Source organism: Saccharibacillus sacchari DSM 19268, assembly GCF_000585395.1.
Lineage (GTDB): Bacteria > Bacillota > Bacilli > Paenibacillales > Paenibacillaceae > Saccharibacillus > Saccharibacillus sacchari.
In genome coordinates this window covers 6,038,297-6,055,462 of record NZ_KK073875.1, presented here as the reverse complement: position 1 = coordinate 6,055,462, position 17,166 = coordinate 6,038,297, and the positions used below count along the sequence as shown (strand labels likewise).

General features: G+C 50.7%; 15 protein-coding genes and 1 other annotated feature. All 15 genes read left to right on the top strand.

From position 1 onward, the window contains the following. Positions 1–179: 179 nt before the first annotated feature. The 15 genes from rpmG to tuf all read left to right on the top strand — a co-directional run bounded on the left by rpmG (position 180) and on the right by tuf (position 16,918). Positions 180–329: a 50S ribosomal protein L33 gene (rpmG, locus tag SACSAC_RS27835; RefSeq protein WP_083923737.1), complete on the top strand. Its 150-nt coding sequence runs from the start codon at positions 180–182 to the stop codon at positions 327–329. Between the two features lie 21 nt (positions 330–350). Further along, positions 351–542, top strand: a complete 192-nt coding sequence (secE, locus tag SACSAC_RS26525; protein WP_026293958.1) for a preprotein translocase subunit SecE — start codon at positions 351–353, stop codon at positions 540–542. 24 nt (positions 543–566) lie between these two features. Further along, positions 567–1,100, top strand: a complete 534-nt coding sequence (gene nusG / locus SACSAC_RS26520) for a transcription termination/antitermination protein NusG (RefSeq protein WP_037291613.1) — start codon at positions 567–569, stop codon at positions 1,098–1,100. Between the two features lie 23 nt (positions 1,101–1,123). Then, a complete protein-coding gene (gene rplK, locus SACSAC_RS26515; protein WP_037291610.1) occupies positions 1,124–1,549 on the top strand; it encodes a 50S ribosomal protein L11 in 426 nt (141 codons plus the stop codon). A gap of 90 nt (positions 1,550–1,639) precedes the next feature. Then, a complete protein-coding gene (gene rplA, locus SACSAC_RS26510) occupies positions 1,640–2,332 on the top strand; it encodes a 50S ribosomal protein L1 (RefSeq protein ID WP_037291608.1) in 693 nt (230 codons plus the stop codon). A 74-nt stretch (positions 2,333–2,406) separates the two neighbouring features. Then, positions 2,407–2,537, top strand: a sequence feature (ribosomal protein L10 leader region). Positions 2,538–2,640: 103 nt separating this feature from the next. Next, positions 2,641–3,147 (top strand): 50S ribosomal protein L10, encoded by a 507-nt coding sequence (gene rplJ, locus SACSAC_RS26505; protein WP_037291606.1) that lies wholly within the window; start codon positions 2,641–2,643, stop codon positions 3,145–3,147. A gap of 96 nt (positions 3,148–3,243) precedes the next feature. Further along, a complete protein-coding gene (gene rplL / locus SACSAC_RS26500) occupies positions 3,244–3,603 on the top strand; it encodes a 50S ribosomal protein L7/L12 (protein WP_037291604.1) in 360 nt (119 codons plus the stop codon). 140 nt (positions 3,604–3,743) lie between these two features. Next, a complete protein-coding gene (locus tag SACSAC_RS26495; RefSeq protein WP_037291602.1) occupies positions 3,744–4,343 on the top strand; it encodes a class I SAM-dependent methyltransferase in 600 nt (199 codons plus the stop codon). 447 nt (positions 4,344–4,790) lie between these two features. Next, entirely contained in the window at positions 4,791–8,342 is a 3,552-nt protein-coding gene (gene rpoB / locus SACSAC_RS26490; protein WP_037291599.1) for a DNA-directed RNA polymerase subunit beta, read from the top strand. A 40-nt stretch (positions 8,343–8,382) separates the two neighbouring features. Then, the gene (rpoC, locus tag SACSAC_RS26485) at positions 8,383–11,997 is read left to right on the top strand and encodes a DNA-directed RNA polymerase subunit beta' (RefSeq protein ID WP_037291596.1); all 3,615 of its coding nucleotides are present in this window, start codon (positions 8,383–8,385) and stop codon (positions 11,995–11,997) included. Between the two features lie 153 nt (positions 11,998–12,150). Beyond that, on the top strand, positions 12,151–12,399 hold the full coding sequence (locus SACSAC_RS26480; RefSeq protein ID WP_037291593.1) for a ribosomal L7Ae/L30e/S12e/Gadd45 family protein: 249 nt from the start codon (positions 12,151–12,153) through the stop codon (positions 12,397–12,399). Between the two features lie 160 nt (positions 12,400–12,559). Continuing rightward, a complete protein-coding gene (gene rpsL / locus SACSAC_RS26475; protein WP_026293957.1) occupies positions 12,560–12,982 on the top strand; it encodes a 30S ribosomal protein S12 in 423 nt (140 codons plus the stop codon). Between the two features lie 46 nt (positions 12,983–13,028). Beyond that, a complete protein-coding gene (gene rpsG, locus SACSAC_RS26470; RefSeq protein WP_018978372.1) occupies positions 13,029–13,499 on the top strand; it encodes a 30S ribosomal protein S7 in 471 nt (156 codons plus the stop codon). A 49-nt stretch (positions 13,500–13,548) separates the two neighbouring features. Further along, entirely contained in the window at positions 13,549–15,627 is a 2,079-nt protein-coding gene (gene fusA, locus SACSAC_RS26465) for an elongation factor G (RefSeq protein WP_037291591.1), read from the top strand. 100 nt (positions 15,628–15,727) lie between these two features. Beyond that, positions 15,728–16,918: an elongation factor Tu gene (tuf, locus tag SACSAC_RS26460; RefSeq protein WP_037291589.1), complete on the top strand. Its 1,191-nt coding sequence runs from the start codon at positions 15,728–15,730 to the stop codon at positions 16,916–16,918. Positions 16,919–17,166 lie beyond the last annotated feature (248 nt).

Sequence of the window (17,166 nt, the reverse complement as noted above, 5' to 3'; positions counted from 1 at the left end):
TTTTTAAAGCACATGGATCATAAAAAGAAGAACAGGAAACGCGCGGCCAAGTTGCTGTAGTTTTTCGTTGACAGCCTATACCGGCTATGCTAAAGTGTTTTAGGTAGGCCTAAAATCATGATTTTAGGCTCAATACGAGTTCTTCTTGATTGAAGGATATCTTCGGGAGGTGTAAATCTATGCGGGTTATTATCACGTTGGCGTGCACAGAATGCAAACAGCGCAACTATACAACGATGAAAAACAAACGTAATCACCCTGACCGCATGGAGATGAAGAAGTATTGCAAGTACTGTAACTCGCAAACTCCTCATCGTGAGACCAGATAGTTAGTTGGAGGTGTCATGGGCGTGAAAAAAAGCTTCAAGTCTATGTTTTCCTTTTTCTCTGAAAGCTGGGCTGAACTTAAAAAGGTTCGCTGGCCCAATCGCAAAGAACTGACCAATTACACGCTTGTTGTTTTGGGAACGATTGTTGTGATGGCTGTATTCTTTTGGGTAATCGACATCGGACTCTCCTATGCGATTGAAGCGATAATTTAAGGAAAGGCCTGTAGGTGGCTTGATATGGAAAAAAGATGGTACGTCGTTCATACCTATTCCGGGTATGAGAACAAAGTCAAAGCCAATTTGGAAAAACGCGTAGAATCGATGGGCATGGAAGACAAGATTTTTCGGGTTCTTGTTCCTATGGAAGAAGAAGTGGTCGACAAAGACGGCAAGAAAAAAACCGTCATGCGTAAGGTCTATCCGGGTTATGTCTTGGTGGAAATGATCCAGACCGATGATTCTTGGTATGTTGTTCGCAACACGCCCGGCGTCACGGGATTTGTAGGTTCAACGGGTTCCGGTTCCAAGCCGACAGCCTTGCTTCCAGAAGAGGTAGAACAAATTCTGAAGCATATGGGCATGTCCGAACCGAAACCGAAGATCGAATTCGATCTGAAGGAATCCGTGCGCATCAAAGTGGGTCCTTTTGCTAACTTTGTCGGAACAGTGGAAGAAATTCTGCTCGAGAAAAGCAAGCTGAAGGTTCACGTCAACATGTTCGGGCGCGAAACGCCGCTTGAACTGGATTACACGCAAGTCGAGAAGATTTAATTAACGCAAGGAGGTGTTTCTCAATGGCAAAGAAAGTTATTAAAATGGTGAAACTTCAAATTCCTGCAGGTAAAGCCAACCCGGCGCCTCCAGTAGGTCCGGCATTGGGTCAAGCAGGTGTGAACATCATGGCATTCTGTAAAGAATTCAATGCTCGCACAGCGGATCAAGCAGGTCTGATCATTCCGGTCGAGATCTCCGTGTTTGAAGACCGTTCTTTCACTTTCATCACGAAAACTCCGCCGGCTGCAGTTCTTCTGCGCGTCGCTGCGAAGATCGAGAAGGGTTCGGGCGAACCGAACAAAAAGAAAGTTGCAACGGTTAACCGTGATACAGTTCGTCAAATCGCTGAACAAAAAATGCCTGACCTTAACGCTGCGAACGTAGAGTCCGCTATGCGCATGGTTGAAGGTACTGCTCGCAGCATGGGCATCACGATTCAAGACTAGTCTTGACCATCGTCCAAAGCCGAGCCTCATCAGGAAGTGCGGCATAATGTGGGAGGGTTACCCGCTAACACCACAAAGGAGGAATACACAATGGCTAAACACGGTAAGAAATACGTAGAAGCTGCCAAGCTGTTCGACAGCGAAGCAACTTACGAACCGGCTGAAGCTGTAGGTCTCGTTAAAAAGACCGCAACAGCTAAATTCGACGAAACTGTCGAAGCAGCAGTACGTCTGGGCGTAGACCCGCGTAAACAAGACCAAGCCGTTCGCGGCGTCGTTGTCCTGCCACACGGCACGGGTAAAACGCAACGCGTACTGGTATTTGCAAAAGGCGAAAAAGCGAAGGAAGCGGAAGCTGCCGGAGCGGACTTCGTAGGCGATCAGGACATGATCAACAAGATCCAACAAGGTTGGTTCGAGTTTGACGTCTGCGTAGCGACGCCTGACATGATGAGCGAAGTCGGTAAACTGGGCCGTCTGCTCGGCGGTAAAGGCCTCATGCCTAACCCTAAAGCAGGTACAGTTACTTTCGACGTTACCAAAGCCGTTCAAGAAATCAAGGCTGGTAAAATCGAATACCGTCTGGACAAAGCAGGCCAAATCCATGCACCGATCGGCAAAGCGTCGTTCAGTGAGGATCAGTTGAACGAAAACCTGAAAGCACTGATGGACGCGCTGAACCGCGCTAAGCCAGCTGCTGCAAAAGGCGTTTACCTGAAAGGCGTAGCTGTGTCCGCAACGATGGGACCGAGCGTTCGCGTTAACACAACTTCCTACAGATAATAAAAAGTGTTGACTTGCGTCAAACTTTTCGATAAACTGTAGTAGTTGTTCATTCCGTTCTCTGAACGGTCTGGTAAATTTGAATATGCTTACCGTAGACAGTAGGTGCTTTCGGGCTTAATTTCCTACCGAGGTGTGTGATAGAATTTCAGCTTTGCTGATTCGTCAAGCCTTCGTCTTCTGCGGAGGCTTTTCTTATTGCATGCGCCGCACGTTAAGTTTACTTGAATGTGGCAAAAGTGGAGGCGACCGAATCGCCCGCTGCGGCGGTTCGGCGCTTCACTCGAATTCAACAGGAGGTGTACGATTTGGCTAACGCAAAAGTGATTCAATCCAAACAAGAGTCGGTAGACGTAATCGCTGGTAAACTGCGCGAAAGCGTATCGACCGTGGTTGTCGACTATCGTGGTCTTAACGTTGCTCAAGTTACCGAGCTGCGCAAACAGCTTCGCGAAGCGGGCATCGAGTTCCAAGTTCTGAAAAACTCGTTGGTTCGCCGCGCGACTGCCGCTGCTGAACTTAGCGACCTTGACGCTGTTCTGACTGGACCGACTGCAATTGCATTCGGTACTGAAGATGCTGTGGCGCCTGCTAAAATCCTGAACGATTTCGCGAAAACGAATGAAGCTCTGGAACTTAAAGGCGGCGTAGTAGAAGGACGCGTAGTAAGTGCTGACGAACTGAAAGCACTGGCTTCCCTGCCTTCCCGCGAAGGTTTGCTGTCGATGCTGCTCAGCGTGCTTCAAGCTCCAATGCGCAACTTCGCATTGGCAGTCAAAGCCGTTGCAGACAAAGACGAGCAACAAAGCGCTTAAGGTCGCTTAGCGATCTCAAGCACAACGTTTTATCCCGTTTCACAAAATCGACAGCCTTAACCGGCTGATCCCACATACCCAAATGGAGGTTCAATCATGAGCAACGAGCAAATTCTTGAAGCCATCAAAGGCATGACTGTACTGGAACTGAACGACCTGGTTAAAGCAATCGAAGAAGAATTCGGCGTAACTGCAGCAGCTCCAGTAGCAGCAGCAGGCGGCGCAGTAGCAGCAGAAGCTGAACAATCCGAGTTCGACGTTATTCTGACAAGCGCTGGCGCTTCGAAGATCAACGTTATCAAAGCTGTTCGCGAAATTACAGGTCTTGGCCTGAAAGAAGCGAAAGAAGTTGTAGACAACGCTCCAAAAGCAATCAAAGAAAAAACTTCTAAAGAAGACGCTGAGTCGATCAAAGCTAAGCTTGAAGAAGCTGGCGCTGCAGTAGAAGTTAAGTAATTTCTTTTCAATAAAGAATTGCACAGGGCAGACCCTCGAAGTTATCCTGCTTCGGGGGTCTTTTCTCTTATTTGGTGCGTTTCTCGAAAACTCGTGAAAAGCGCGTAAGTCTTCGATCAATGATAAAGGGGTTGAAGCAAATGTCGGATCATTACTATACCAACCGTCCTGCCGCCGAACATGATCGCAGAACGATTGAAGTCGAGCTGCGTGGCAAAAAGGTTCGATTGGTGACGGATGCCGGCGTCTTTTCCAAAAGCGGACTCGATTACGGTAGCCGGGTGCTTATTGACGCATTGGAAATTCCGGAAAAAGCTTCTGTACTGGATGTCGGTTGCGGATATGGACCCATCGGTATTGCGGCAGGAATTTTGGGTGCGACAAGTATTATGATGCTGGATGTGAATGAACGGGCGATTGAGCTGGCGCGCGAGAATGCAGCAGCCAATGGCGTGCCGCAGGCAAAAGCAATGCAAAGCGATTTGCTTGAGGCCGTATCGCAGGAACGATTTGATGTAATTATCAGTAACCCTCCGATCCGTGCGGGAAAAGAGACGGTGCATCGACTGTTTGAACAGGCAAGCGCATGCTTGAAGCCTGGAGGTTCGCTGTGGATCGTGATTCAGAAAAAGCAGGGAGCGCCTTCGGCCAAAGCGAAACTTGAAGAATTGTTTGAACAGGTGGATGAGGTTACGAAGGATAAAGGATATCGAATTTACAAGGCGGTAAAAAGTCTTTAATGCAGAAAACGAACTTTTTGAGAAAATGGCAAAGAGGGGTTGACCTGCGAGTTTGGCCGTGTTATAGTTATAAAATGTCAGTATAGAATGCCCTACGTGGCTTTAGCATATTAAAATGTTGAGTGGCTCCGCAAAACAGCAAAGGAAGTGCGGTTTTGTTTGGGGCTTCATATTTTGATATGCAGTTGCGGTTTTATCATGGGTTTTTCGACGACAGTGTGTAAGACATGCAGCGACGTTTCATTTTGCAAAGTTTGGTTTACGACCCGTTCTTGCGCCGCTCTTTTTTCGAATAACTCGATAAGGGCTTTTCTGCATGTAAGGGGTATGCTCGTTTTGAATTCATTATACGTGATTCAAAGTAAGGGCTGCAATGGAATTTTTAAACTCGGCATTTTTCATCCAAAAAGTGCCTAAAGTTGAGTAGACATTGAGGGGTGAGTATAGTTGACGGGACATCTTGTTCGATATGGTCGACGCACTCGGCGGAGTTATTCGCGGATTCATGAGGTGCTCGAAGTTCCGAATCTGATCGAGATTCAACAGAAATCGTATGAATGGTTCCTGGAGGAAGGCCTTCGGGAAATGTTCCACGACATTTCGCCAATCCAGGACTTTACCGGAAATCTGATTCTGGAATTTATCGATTACAGCCTCGGGGAGCCGAAATACACGACAGACGATGCCAAAGAGCGTGATGTAACTTACGCGGCACCGCTTCGTGTGAAAGTCCGCCTGATTAACAAGGAAACGGGCGAAGTCAAAGAGCAGGAAGTATTTATGGGCGACTTCCCGCTGATGACCGAAACCGGTACGTTCATCATAAACGGTGCGGAACGGGTTATTGTCAGTCAGTTGGTTCGCTCTCCAAGCGTCTACTTCAATAATAAAGTGGACAAAAACGGAAAGAAAGCATATAGCGCAACTGTAATCCCGAACCGCGGTGCATGGCTTGAACTTGAGACGGACGCGAAAGACATCATTTACGTTCGAATCGACCGTACCCGGAAAATTCCGGTAACGGTACTGCTGCGTGCGCTTGGTTTCGGCAGCGATGCCGAAATTCTGGATTTGCTCGGCAATGACGAGTATATCCGCAACACCCTCGACAAAGACAACACGGATTCGACAGAGAAAGCTCTGATCGAGATCTACGAGCGTCTGCGTCCGGGTGAGCCTCCTACACTGGATAACGCGAAAAGCTTGCTGGTTGCTCGCTTCTTCGACCCAAAGAGATACGATCTCGCCAATGTAGGTCGTTACAAGATCAACAAAAAGCTTCATATTAAGAACCGTCTGTTCAACCAGAAGCTTGCCGAAACGCTGATTGACACCGTAACCGGCGAGATCATCGCGGAAGCTGGCCAAATGGTAGACCGTCGTCTCCTCGACGAGATCCTGCCTTATCTGGAAAGCGAACACAGTGTGAAGACGTATCATGTTGCCGGCGGCGTGCTTGAAGCTAACGATATTCCGATGCAATCGATCGACGTGTTCTCTCCGATCGAAGACGGCAAAGTCGTTAAAGTCATCGCCAACGGTCTGATCGACAAGTCGGTTAAAAACATCACGCCTGCCGACGTCATCGCATCGGTGAGTTACTTCATCGACCTGCTGCACGGCATCGGCGACACGGACGACATCGACCACTTGGGTAACCGTCGTCTGCGTTCCGTAGGCGAATTGCTGCAAAACCAATTCCGTATCGGTCTGTCCCGCATGGAGCGCGTTGTGCGCGAGCGGATGTCGATCCAGGATTCGAACGTGATCACGCCTCAGGCTCTGATCAACATTCGTCCGGTTATCGCATCCATTAAGGAGTTCTTCGGCAGCTCGCAGCTCTCCCAGTTCATGGACCAGACGAACCCTTTGGCCGAACTGACGCACAAACGTCGTCTGTCCGCACTCGGACCCGGCGGTTTGACGCGCGAACGCGCTGGTTTCGAAGTTCGAGACGTTCACGCCAGTCACTATGGCCGGATGTGCCCGATCGAGACGCCGGAAGGACCGAACATCGGTCTGATCAACTCCTTGTCCACGTTTGCGCGGATTAACGAGTACGGATTCATCGAAGCGCCGTATCGTCGCGTCGATCCGAAGACGAACAAAGTGACCGAGCATATCGATTACCTCACAGCCGACGAAGAAGACAACTACGTAGTCGCTCAGGCAAACGCCCAGCTGACTGAAGATGATGCCTTCGCGGATGACATGGTTATCGTTCGTTACAACAAACAGGCCGACAACATCCTGCCGATGCCGAGCGATCGCGTCGACTACATGGACGTTTCGCCGAAACAGGTCGTATCCGTCGCGACGGCGCTCATTCCGTTCCTTGAGAACGATGACTCCAACCGCGCACTGATGGGATCGAACATGCAGCGTCAGGCCGTACCTCTGCTGATTCCCAAGGCTCCTCTCGTAGGTACCGGCATGGAACACAAATCGGCGAAGGACTCCGGCGTATGTATCGTAGCGAAACATGACGGTTACATCGAACGTTCGACAGCCAGCGAAATCACGTTGCGCCGCGTCGAGAACGTCGACGGCCAAGAAGTCAAAGGCGACTTGGTCACTTATAAATTACACAAATTCATGCGTTCGAACCAAGGCACGTGCATCAACCAACGTCCGATCGTTCGCGCAGGCGATATTGTGAAAAAAGGCGACATCCTGGCAGACGGCCCTTCGACCGAAATGGGCGAATTGGCTCTGGGCCGCAACGTTGTCGTAGCCTTCATGACTTGGGAAGGTTACAACTACGAGGATGCGATCCTGCTGAGTGAAAAACTCGTTAAGGAAGACGTATACACTTCGATCCATATCGAAGAATACGAATCCGATGCGCGCGACACGAAGCTGGGGCCTGAAGAAATCACGCGCGACATTCCGAATGTCGGCGAAGAAGCATTGAAGAACCTCGACGATCGCGGTATTATTCGCATCGGCGCGGAAATCGCTGCCGGCGACATCCTGGTTGGTAAAGTTACGCCTAAGGGCGTGACTGAATTGACTGCGGAAGAACGGTTGCTGCATGCGATCTTCGGCGAGAAGGCTCGCGAAGTTCGCGATACTTCCCTGCGCGTACCTCACGGTACAGACGGAATCGTAGTAGACGTTAAAGTCTTCACGCGTGAAAACGGCGACGAATTGCCACCGGGCGTTAATCAGCTTGTACGTGTTTATATCGCACAGAAACGTAAAATCTCCCAAGGCGACAAGATGGCCGGACGTCACGGTAACAAGGGTGTCGTATCGCGTATCATGCCTGAAGAAGATATGCCGTTCCTGCCGGACGGAACGCCGGTTCAGATCGTATTGAACCCGCTGGGCGTACCTTCGCGGATGAACATCGGACAAATCCTGGAAGTCCACCTGGGTATGGCGGCACAACGTCTCGGCATCCACGTCGCGACTCCGGTATTCGACGGAGCGAACGAATACGACGTATTCGACACGATGGAAGAAGCCGGCATGCAGCGCAACGGCAAGACCGTGCTGTACGACGGACGTACCGGCGAGCGCTTCGAGCGCGAAGTTACGGTCGGCGTCATGCACATGATCAAGCTCGCGCACATGGTCGACGACAAGATCCACGCCCGCTCCACGGGCCCTTACTCGCTCGTTACGCAACAGCCTCTGGGCGGTAAAGCCCAGTTCGGCGGACAGCGTTTCGGCGAGATGGAAGTATGGGCGCTTGAAGCCTACGGCGCAGCTTATACGTTGCAAGAAATCCTGACCGTGAAGTCCGATGACGTGGTTGGTCGCGTGAAAACGTACGAATCGATCGTTAAGGGCGAGAACGTGCCGGAACCGGGCGTACCGGAAGCGTTCAAAGTCTTGATCAAAGAGCTGCAAAGCTTGGGCATGGATGTCAAAATCCTGGGTGAAGACGAGAACGAGATCGAAATGAAGGAACTGGATGACGAGGAAGAACCAACCGGCGGCGACAAGCTGGGCCTCAACCTTGAGGGATCGGAAGTTACCGCGGAACAATAAGTTTTAAAAATCAGGAACCGCATATAGGGAGGGTTGCTCCTTGTTGGATGTAAACAACTTCGAGTTTATCAAGATCGGGCTCGCTTCGCCGGACAAGATTCGTTCTTGGTCCCGTGGCGAAGTGAAAAAGCCGGAAACGATCAACTATCGTACGCTCAAACCGGAGAAAGAAGGTCTTTTCTGCGAAAAGATCTTCGGACCGACCAAAGACTGGGAATGCCATTGCGGCAAATACAAACGGGTACGTTACAAAGGCGTTGTCTGCGATCGCTGCGGCGTTGAAGTTACCCGTGCAAAAGTTCGTCGCGAACGGATGGGCCACATTGAGTTGGCTGCTCCAGTTTCCCATATTTGGTACTTCAAAGGAATTCCGAGCCGTATGGGACTGGCGCTGGACATGTCGCCGCGCTCGCTCGAAGAAGTCATTTACTTCGCTTCTTATGTCGTAACCGATCCGGGCGAAACGCCTTTGGAGAGAAAACAACTCTTGTCGGAAAAAGAATACCGCAGCTACCGTGAAAAGTACGGCTACGGATTCCACGCCGGCATGGGTGCTGAAGCCGTCAAAAAACTCCTTCAGGACATGGACATCGATAAAGAATTGGAGTTCCTCAAAGAGGAACTCCGCACGACGCAGGGACAACGCAGAAGCCGGGCGATCAAACGTCTGGAAGTCATCGAAGCATTCAAGAGTTCGGGCAACAATCCGGACTGGATGATCCTTGATGTGCTTCCGGTCATCCCGCCGGAACTGCGCCCGATGGTACAGCTCGACGGCGGTCGTTTTGCGACATCCGACTTGAACGATCTGTATCGCCGCGTGATCAACCGGAACAACCGTCTGAAAAGACTGCTTGATCTGGGAGCACCGGACATCATCGTCCAAAACGAAAAGCGCATGCTGCAGGAAGCGGTAGACGCCCTGATCGACAACGGCCGTCGCGGCCGTCCCGTTACAGGTCCGGGTAACCGTCCGCTCAAATCCCTCAGCCATATGCTTAAAGGTAAACAAGGACGTTTCCGTCAGAACTTGCTCGGTAAACGGGTCGATTATTCCGGCCGTTCCGTTATCGTCGTAGGTCCAAACCTGAAGATGTACCAATGCGGTCTTCCGAAGGAAATGGCGTTGGAACTGTTCAAACCTTTCGTGATGAAGGAACTGGTCAACAAAGGCCTTGCTCACAACATCAAGAGTGCAAAACGCAAAGTTGAGCGCGTAAGCGCTGAAGTTTGGGATGTGCTCGAAGAAGTGATCAGAGAGCATCCGGTTCTGTTGAACCGTGCCCCTACGCTTCACCGTCTCGGTATCCAAGCGTTTGAACCGATCTTGGTCGAAGGTAAAGCAATCCGCCTTCACCCGCTCGTATGTACGGCATACAATGCCGACTTCGACGGCGACCAAATGGCCGTGCACGTTCCGCTGTCCGCGGAAGCACAAGCCGAAGCTCGCATCCTGATGCTCGCTTCCGGTAACATCCTGAACCCGAAAGACGGCAAGCCGGTCGTTACCCCTTCGCAGGATATGGTCCTCGGAACGTATTACCTGACGATGGACAACAACCAAGCCCAGGGCGCAGGTATGATTTTGCGTAACATTAATGAAGCAGTGTCCGCTTATCAGCGTGGCACGGCCGAACTCCACGCTCGCGTGGCGATTCCGGTCAGAGCTCTCAATAAAACAAGCTTTACCGAAAAACAACAGGATGCAATGTTGATTACGACGGTAGGTCGGATTATCTTTAACGAGATTTTCCCGGCAAGCTTCCCGTATATCAACGATGCAACCCGTGCAAACCTGTTCGACGGCGTGGCCGAAGACTTCTTCATCTATGAAAAAGGGGAGAACGTCACCGACCGCATCATGAACGCTCCGCAAACGAAGGGGATCGGTAAAGAGTACCTGGGCGACATCATCGGACGTTGCTTCGAAGTGTACCAGACGACTCAAACTTCGATGATCCTCGACGAAATCAAACAGCTCGGATTCACGTACTCGACTCGTTCGGGCGTAACCGTAGCTGTATCCGACGTCGTCGTTCCGCCGGAGAAAAAAGCGCTGATGGAAGAGTCGGACAAGAAGGTTTCGGTGATTACGAATCAATATCGCCGAGGTCTGATTACCAACGAAGAACGGTATGACCGCGTTATCGAAATCTGGTCGCACGCCAAGGATCAAATCAGTGACATTCTGATGAAATCCATGGATCGTTATAATTCCATCATGCTCATGGTCGATTCCAAGGCCCGGGGCAACAAATCGCAGATCACCCAGCTGGGCGGAATGCGCGGTCTGATGGCCAACCCGTCGGGTCGGATCATCGAACTCCCGATCAAGTCGAACTTCCGCGAAGGCCTGACGGTCCTCGAATACTTCCTGTCTACGCACGGTGCGCGTAAAGGTCTGGCCGATACCGCGCTTCGTACCGCCGACTCGGGTTATCTGACCCGTCGTCTGGTTGACGTAGCCCAAGACGTTATCGTTCGCGAAGACGACTGCGGAACGGATAAAGGCTTTATGGTTAGCCGTATCCAGGACGGTAAAGAAGTTATCGAAGATCTGTACGACCGTATTGAAGGCCGTTACTGCTTCGAAACTGTTCGTCATCCGGAAACGAATGAAATCATTGCGCGCCGCAACGAACTGATTACTTCGGACAAAGCCGAAGAAATCGTCAAAGCCGGCGTCGAAAAACTGCAAATCCGCTCCGTACTCAGCTGCCGCGCGCGTCATGGCGTGTGCAAAAAGTGCTACGGTCGCAACTTGGCTACGGGTAAACACGTCGAAATCGGCGAAGCAGTCGGCATTATCGCTGCCCAATCGATCGGCGAACCGGGAACCCAGCTCACCATGCGCACGTTCCACACCGGCGGCGTTGCCGGCGACGATATCACGCAAGGTCTGCCGCGTATCCAGGAGTTGTTCGAGGCCCGTAACCCTAAAGGTCAGGCCACGATCAGCGAAATCGACGGTGTCGTGAAAGAGATTCGCGAAACGAAAGATCGTCGCGAAATCGAAGTTCAAGGCGAGGCTGAAAGCAAAACGTACGCTGTTACTTATGGTTCCCGTCTGCGCGTTCGCGAAGGCATGACCATTGAAGCAGGGGACGAGTTGACGGACGGTTCGATTGACCCTAAAGAAATGCTGCGCATCAAGGGCATCCGCGGCGTGCAGAACTACATCCTTCAGGAAGTTCAGCGCGTATACCGGAACCAAGGCGTAGAAATTAACGACAAGCACGTCGAAGTCATGATTCGTCAGATGCTGCGCAAAATCCGCATCGTCGATGCAGGCGATACGACGCTGCTGCCGGGCTCGTTCGTGGAAATGCACGAATACGAGAAGGCGAATAAAGACGTCATCCTGAGCGGTAAGGATCCGGCTGTAGCCAAACCGATCCTGCTGGGTATCACGAAAGCGTCGCTGGAAACCGATTCGTTCTTGTCGGCAGCTTCCTTCCAGGAAACAACGCGCGTGCTTACCGACGCAGCCATCAAAGGCAAAGTCGACCAATTGCTCGGCCTGAAAGAAAACGTACTGATCGGTAAGCTTATCCCTGCCGGTACTGGTATGAGCCGTTATCGCAACATCCGCTTTGAAGAGCCGGAAGGCGCGGATAGCGGAGAAGAATCCTTGGAGCCCGTAACGACTGAATAAGTCGTTACGGAGCAACGGAACCGGGGTGGAAGGAAAGAGAAATCTTTCTGGAAACCCTGCATTCTGTGCTTGACATACTGTTCTGCCAGGTGCTAATATAGCAAAGGTGCGTGAGCAGGTTGTTGTAATCCTGTCTTTTGGAGGATATGCCGAATGTCTAATGATAAAGGACTTCAGGATGCTCATGTTAAAATCGGCACCAAGCAAACCGTGCGAGCGGTTGAACTTGGAGAAGCTTCCGAAGTTTATGTAGCCATGGACGCAGATCAGCGGATGATCGCAAAGATCACATCGCTGTGCGTGAAGTCCGGCGTGAAGATCACCGAAGTCGAAACCATGCGAGAGCTTGGCAAGGCATGCGGAATCGAAGTCGGCGCGGCGATGGTTGCGGTTCTGAAGTGAGAAAGACATAACTGTGTGAGAACGTTTTTGTTTCAGGAGCGTTAAGCGCTTGGGGCAAAAACTTTCATTTGTTCTTTTATGAACCACCTGGCTCTGTGGGCTTGAGGAGACGGTTTGTAACAAGGATGTTTACCAATATGGGAAGGGGGTGGCAATGACAATGCCAACTATTAACCAACTCGTCCGCAAAGGACGTCAAGCGAAAGTCGTGAAGTCGAAATCCCCAGCACTGCAAAAGGGTTTCAACGCACTGAAACGTGAAGAAACAAACCTGAGCGCTCCGCAAAAACGCGGTGTCTGCACTCGTGTAGGTACAATGACTCCACGTAAACCGAACTCCGCGCTTCGTAAGTATGCCCGTGTTCGTCTGACGAACCGTATCGAGGTGACTGCTTACATTCCGGGTATCGGACACAACCTGCAAGAACACAGCGTAGTGCTGGTTCGCGGAGGTCGCGTAAAAGACTTGGCGGGTGTACGTTACCATATCGTTCGCGGTGCTCTTGATACTGCAGGCGTAAACGGACGTATGCAAGCCCGTTCGAAATACGGCGCTAAGCGTCCAAAAGAAAAGAAAAATTAATTTGAGCGCCTGAGGGCGTTCAACTATCGGAGAAAGGGGGATATCCATGCCACGCAAAGGTCCAGTTACCAAAAGAGACGTACTGCCGGATCCGGTGTACAACAGCAAACTGGTTACTCGTCTGATCAACCGCATCATGATCGACGGAAAACGCGGTGTAGCTCAAAACATCCTTTACAACTCGTTCAAATTGATTCAGGAACGTACGGGCAATGACCCGATGGAAGTATTTGAAGCTGCAATCAAAAACATCATGCCAGTTCTTGAAGTTAAAGCTCGCCGTGTAGGCGGTGCGAACTATCAAGTACCGATCGAAGTTAAGCCAGAAAGACGTACAGCTCTCGGTCTCCGTTGGCTCGTTAACTACTCCCGCAATCGCGGCGAGAAGACAATGGAAGAACGTCTGGCGGCTGAAATCATCGATGCATCGAACAACACTGGTGCATCCGTGAAGAAACGCGAAGACACGCACAAAATGGCTGAAGCGAACAAAGCGTTTGCTCACTACCGCTGGTAGGATTTCGGCTTAGCATTCAATAACGAATTTTGAAGGGAGAATCCCATTCATGACAAGAGAATTCTCCTTGAAAAATACACGTAACATCGGTATCATGGCGCATATTGACGCTGGTAAAACGACAACTACGGAACGGATTCTTTTCTACACAGGCATTACGCACAAAATCGGTGAAGTACACGATGGCGCAGCGACAATGGACTGGATGGAACAAGAGCAGGAGCGCGGAATCACGATTACTTCCGCCGCTACGACCGCTCAGTGGCACGGTTACCGCGTCAATATCATCGATACTCCGGGACACGTTGACTTCACAGTTGAAGTTGAACGTTCCCTTCGTGTATTGGACGGGGCAGTAGGCGTATTCAGTGCCAAAGAAGGTGTCGAACCTCAGTCGGAAACCGTATGGAGACAGGCTGACCGTTACGGCGTTCCTCGGATCGCATACGTCAACAAAATGGACATTATCGGTGCGGACTTCCTTAACGTTGTTAAAGATATGGGCGAGCGTCTTCAAGCCAATGCGGTAGCGATTCAGTTGCCAATCGGCGCTGAAAATGACTTTGCAGGTATCATTGACCTTGTTGAGCAAAAAGCTCATATGTACAAAGACGATCTGGGTCAAAATATCGAAGTTGTCGACATTCCGGAAGAATATCTGGCTCAAGTCGAAGAACTTCGCTCTACTCTGATCGAGAAAGTTTCGGAACTGGACGAAGAATTGATGATGAAATACCTGGAAGGCGAAGAACTCACAGTTGATGAGATCAAAGCCGGCCTGCGTAAAGGCGTCGTCGATGTTAAGATTTTCCCGGTTATCTGTGGATCTTCTTACAAAAACAAAGGCATTCAGCTGATGCTGGACGCAGTTGTTGACTATCTGCCAGCTCCAACAGACGTTCCTGCAATCCTGGGTACGCTTGAAGACGGTACGGAAGCTGTTCGTCATTCTTCGGATGAAGAGCCGTTCTCCGCACTTGCTTTCAAAATCATGACAGACCCTTACGTGGGTAAACTTACGTTCTTCCGCGTGTACTCCGGTACGCTTCAATCCGGTTCGTACGTGCTGAATGCATCGAAAGGCAAACGTGAGCGGATCGGTCGTATCCTGCAAATGCACGCCAACAGCCGTCAAGAAATCAGCATCGTTTATTCGGGCGATATCGCGGCAGCAGTTGGTTTGAAAGATACGGGCACAGGTGATACACTGTGTGATGAGAAGAACCCGGTTATTCTGGAATCGATGAACTTCCCTGACCCGGTTATCGAAATCGCGGTTGAGCCGAAAACCAAGGCTGACCAAGATAAGATGGGCGTGGCTCTGAGCAAGCTCACCGAGGAAGATCCAACCCTTCGTGCCCATACGGACGAAGAAACAGGCCAGACGATTCTGGCAGGTATGGGCGAACTCCACCTTGATATCATTATCGACCGGATGCGTCGGGAATTTAAGGTAGAAACCAACGTGGGTAAACCACAGGTAGCTTACCGCGAAACTTTCCGTCAACCGGCTCGCGTAGAAGGCAAGTTCGTACGTCAATCCGGTGGTCGCGGTCAATACGGTCACGTATGGGTTGAATTCGAACCGCTGGAGCCGGGTACGGGCAGCCAGTTCGAGAGCAAAGTTGTCGGCGGTTCCGTTCCACGCGAATACGTTCAACCGGCACTTGCAGGTATCGAAGAACAAATGAAGAGCGGCGTTATCGCGGGCTTCCCGCTGGTAGACGTTAAAGCGACAATCGTCGACGGCTCTTATCATGATGTCGATTCCAACGAAATGGCGTTCAAAATCGCCGGTTCGATGGCGCTTAAAGCAGCGAAGGAAAAGTGTAAGCCTGTCCTGCTTGAGCCAATCATGAAAGTCGAAGTAACCGTGCCTGAGGAGTACATGGGCGACGTTATGGGTATGCTGAACTCCCGCCGCGGCCGTATCGAAGGTATGGATTCCCGCAGCGGTGCTCAAATTATCCGTGCGAAGGTACCTCTCTCCGAAATGTTCGGATACTCGACGACTCTGCGTTCGGGTACGCAAGGACGCGGCGTATTCTCGATGGAGCTTTCTCACTATGAAGAAGTTCCGAAGAGCATCGCTGAAGAAATCGTATCGAAAACGAAAGCAGGGGAGTAATCCTCGTTTTCACCGCCGGATGATGGAATCTTACGAGACCTCATCATCCGGATTGATTTTAACCCAATAATTTTTCTATATTAAGGAGGAACTGTTTCAAATGGCAAAAGCTAAATTTGAGCGTAATAAGCCGCACGTTAACATTGGTACTATTGGTCACGTCGACCATGGTAAAACAACTCTGACTGCTGCAATCACAACTGTTCTGTCGAAGACTTATGGTGGTGCTGCAATCGCGTTTGACCAAATCGATAAGGCTCCGGAAGAAAGAGAACGTGGTATCACGATCTCGACAGCACACGTTGAATACGAAACTCCAGCTCGTCACTACGCACACGTAGACTGCCCAGGTCACGCCGACTATGTTAAAAACATGATCACTGGCGCGGCACAAATGGACGGAGCGATCCTGGTTGTATCCGCAGCTGACGGCCCAATGCCACAAACTCGCGAACACATCCTTCTGTCCCGTCAAGTAGGCGTTCCTTACATCGTCGTATTCCTGAACAAATGCGACATGGTTGAAGACGCTGAGCTTCTGGAACTGGTTGAAATGGAAGTACGTGACCTGTTGAGCGAATATGACTTCCCAGGCGACGACACTCCAATCATCCAAGGTTCCGCTCGTGAAGCGCTGCAAAACCCTGAAGGCGAATGGGCTCAAAAGATCGTTGAAATGTTCAACATCATCGATGAGTACATCCCAACTCCAGAGCGCGACACTGAGAAGCCTTTCTTGATGCCAGTCGAGGACGTATTCTCGATCACTGGCCGTGGTACGGTAGCAACTGGCCGTATCGAACGCGGTACAGTTAAGATCGGTGACGAAGTCGAAATCGTTGGTATCGCTGAAGAGTCCAAGAAATCCGTTGTTACGGGCGTAGAAATGTTCCGTAAACTGATGGATTCCGCTCAAGCCGGCGACAACATCGGCGCGCTGCTGCGTGGTGTTGACCGCACTCAAATCGAGCGTGGACAAGTTCTGTCGAAACCAGGTTCGGTTAAACCGCACACTGAGTTCACAGCTCAAATCTATGTCCTGACTAAAGAAGAAGGTGGCCGTCACAAGCCGTTCTTCACAGGATACCGCCCTCAGTTCTACTTCCGTACAACTGACGTAACAGGCATCATCAACCTGCCAGAAGGCGCAGAAATGGTAATGCCAGGCGACAACATCACAGTTACTGTATCCCTGATCGCTCCGATCGCTATCGAAGAAGGAACTAAGTTCTCTATTCGTGAAGGCGGACGTACAGTAGGCGCCGGTGCTGTAGCAACAATCCAAAAATAATAACGGCTAACCCCGTTAAATAGAGCAACAGTGTACTGGAACGAGTAACATTGTATTGTAAACGAAAGCGCGAGGCGGGGCCATCATCCCGAAGTCGGGATAGGGCCTCGCTTTCTTTTTGTGTAATTTTAAAAAAGGGTTGCATTGTCTCGACATCTTCTATATAATAATGAATGTTGTTCTGAGACGTTGCGATGATGCGAGAGGTTACCGACACACCCGGCTCCTTTGCCATAGTTGGTGTGAGC

Coding starts and splice junctions, on each gene's coding strand:
- SACSAC_RS26495 (WP_037291602.1), top strand. CDS start 3,744: ATGTCGGATCATTACTATACCAACCGTCCTGCCGCCGAACATGATCGC.
- fusA (WP_037291591.1), top strand. CDS start 13,549: ATGACAAGAGAATTCTCCTTGAAAAATACACGTAACATCGGTATCATG.
- rpsG (WP_018978372.1), top strand. CDS start 13,029: ATGCCACGCAAAGGTCCAGTTACCAAAAGAGACGTACTGCCGGATCCG.
- rplK (WP_037291610.1), top strand. CDS start 1,124: ATGGCAAAGAAAGTTATTAAAATGGTGAAACTTCAAATTCCTGCAGGT.
- SACSAC_RS26480 (WP_037291593.1), top strand. CDS start 12,151: ATGTCTAATGATAAAGGACTTCAGGATGCTCATGTTAAAATCGGCACC.
- rpsL (WP_026293957.1), top strand. CDS start 12,560: ATGCCAACTATTAACCAACTCGTCCGCAAAGGACGTCAAGCGAAAGTC.
- rplL (WP_037291604.1), top strand. CDS start 3,244: ATGAGCAACGAGCAAATTCTTGAAGCCATCAAAGGCATGACTGTACTG.
- tuf (WP_037291589.1), top strand. CDS start 15,728: ATGGCAAAAGCTAAATTTGAGCGTAATAAGCCGCACGTTAACATTGGT.
- rpmG (WP_083923737.1), top strand. CDS start 180: ATGCGGGTTATTATCACGTTGGCGTGCACAGAATGCAAACAGCGCAAC.
- nusG (WP_037291613.1), top strand. CDS start 567: ATGGAAAAAAGATGGTACGTCGTTCATACCTATTCCGGGTATGAGAAC.
- rplA (WP_037291608.1), top strand. CDS start 1,640: ATGGCTAAACACGGTAAGAAATACGTAGAAGCTGCCAAGCTGTTCGAC.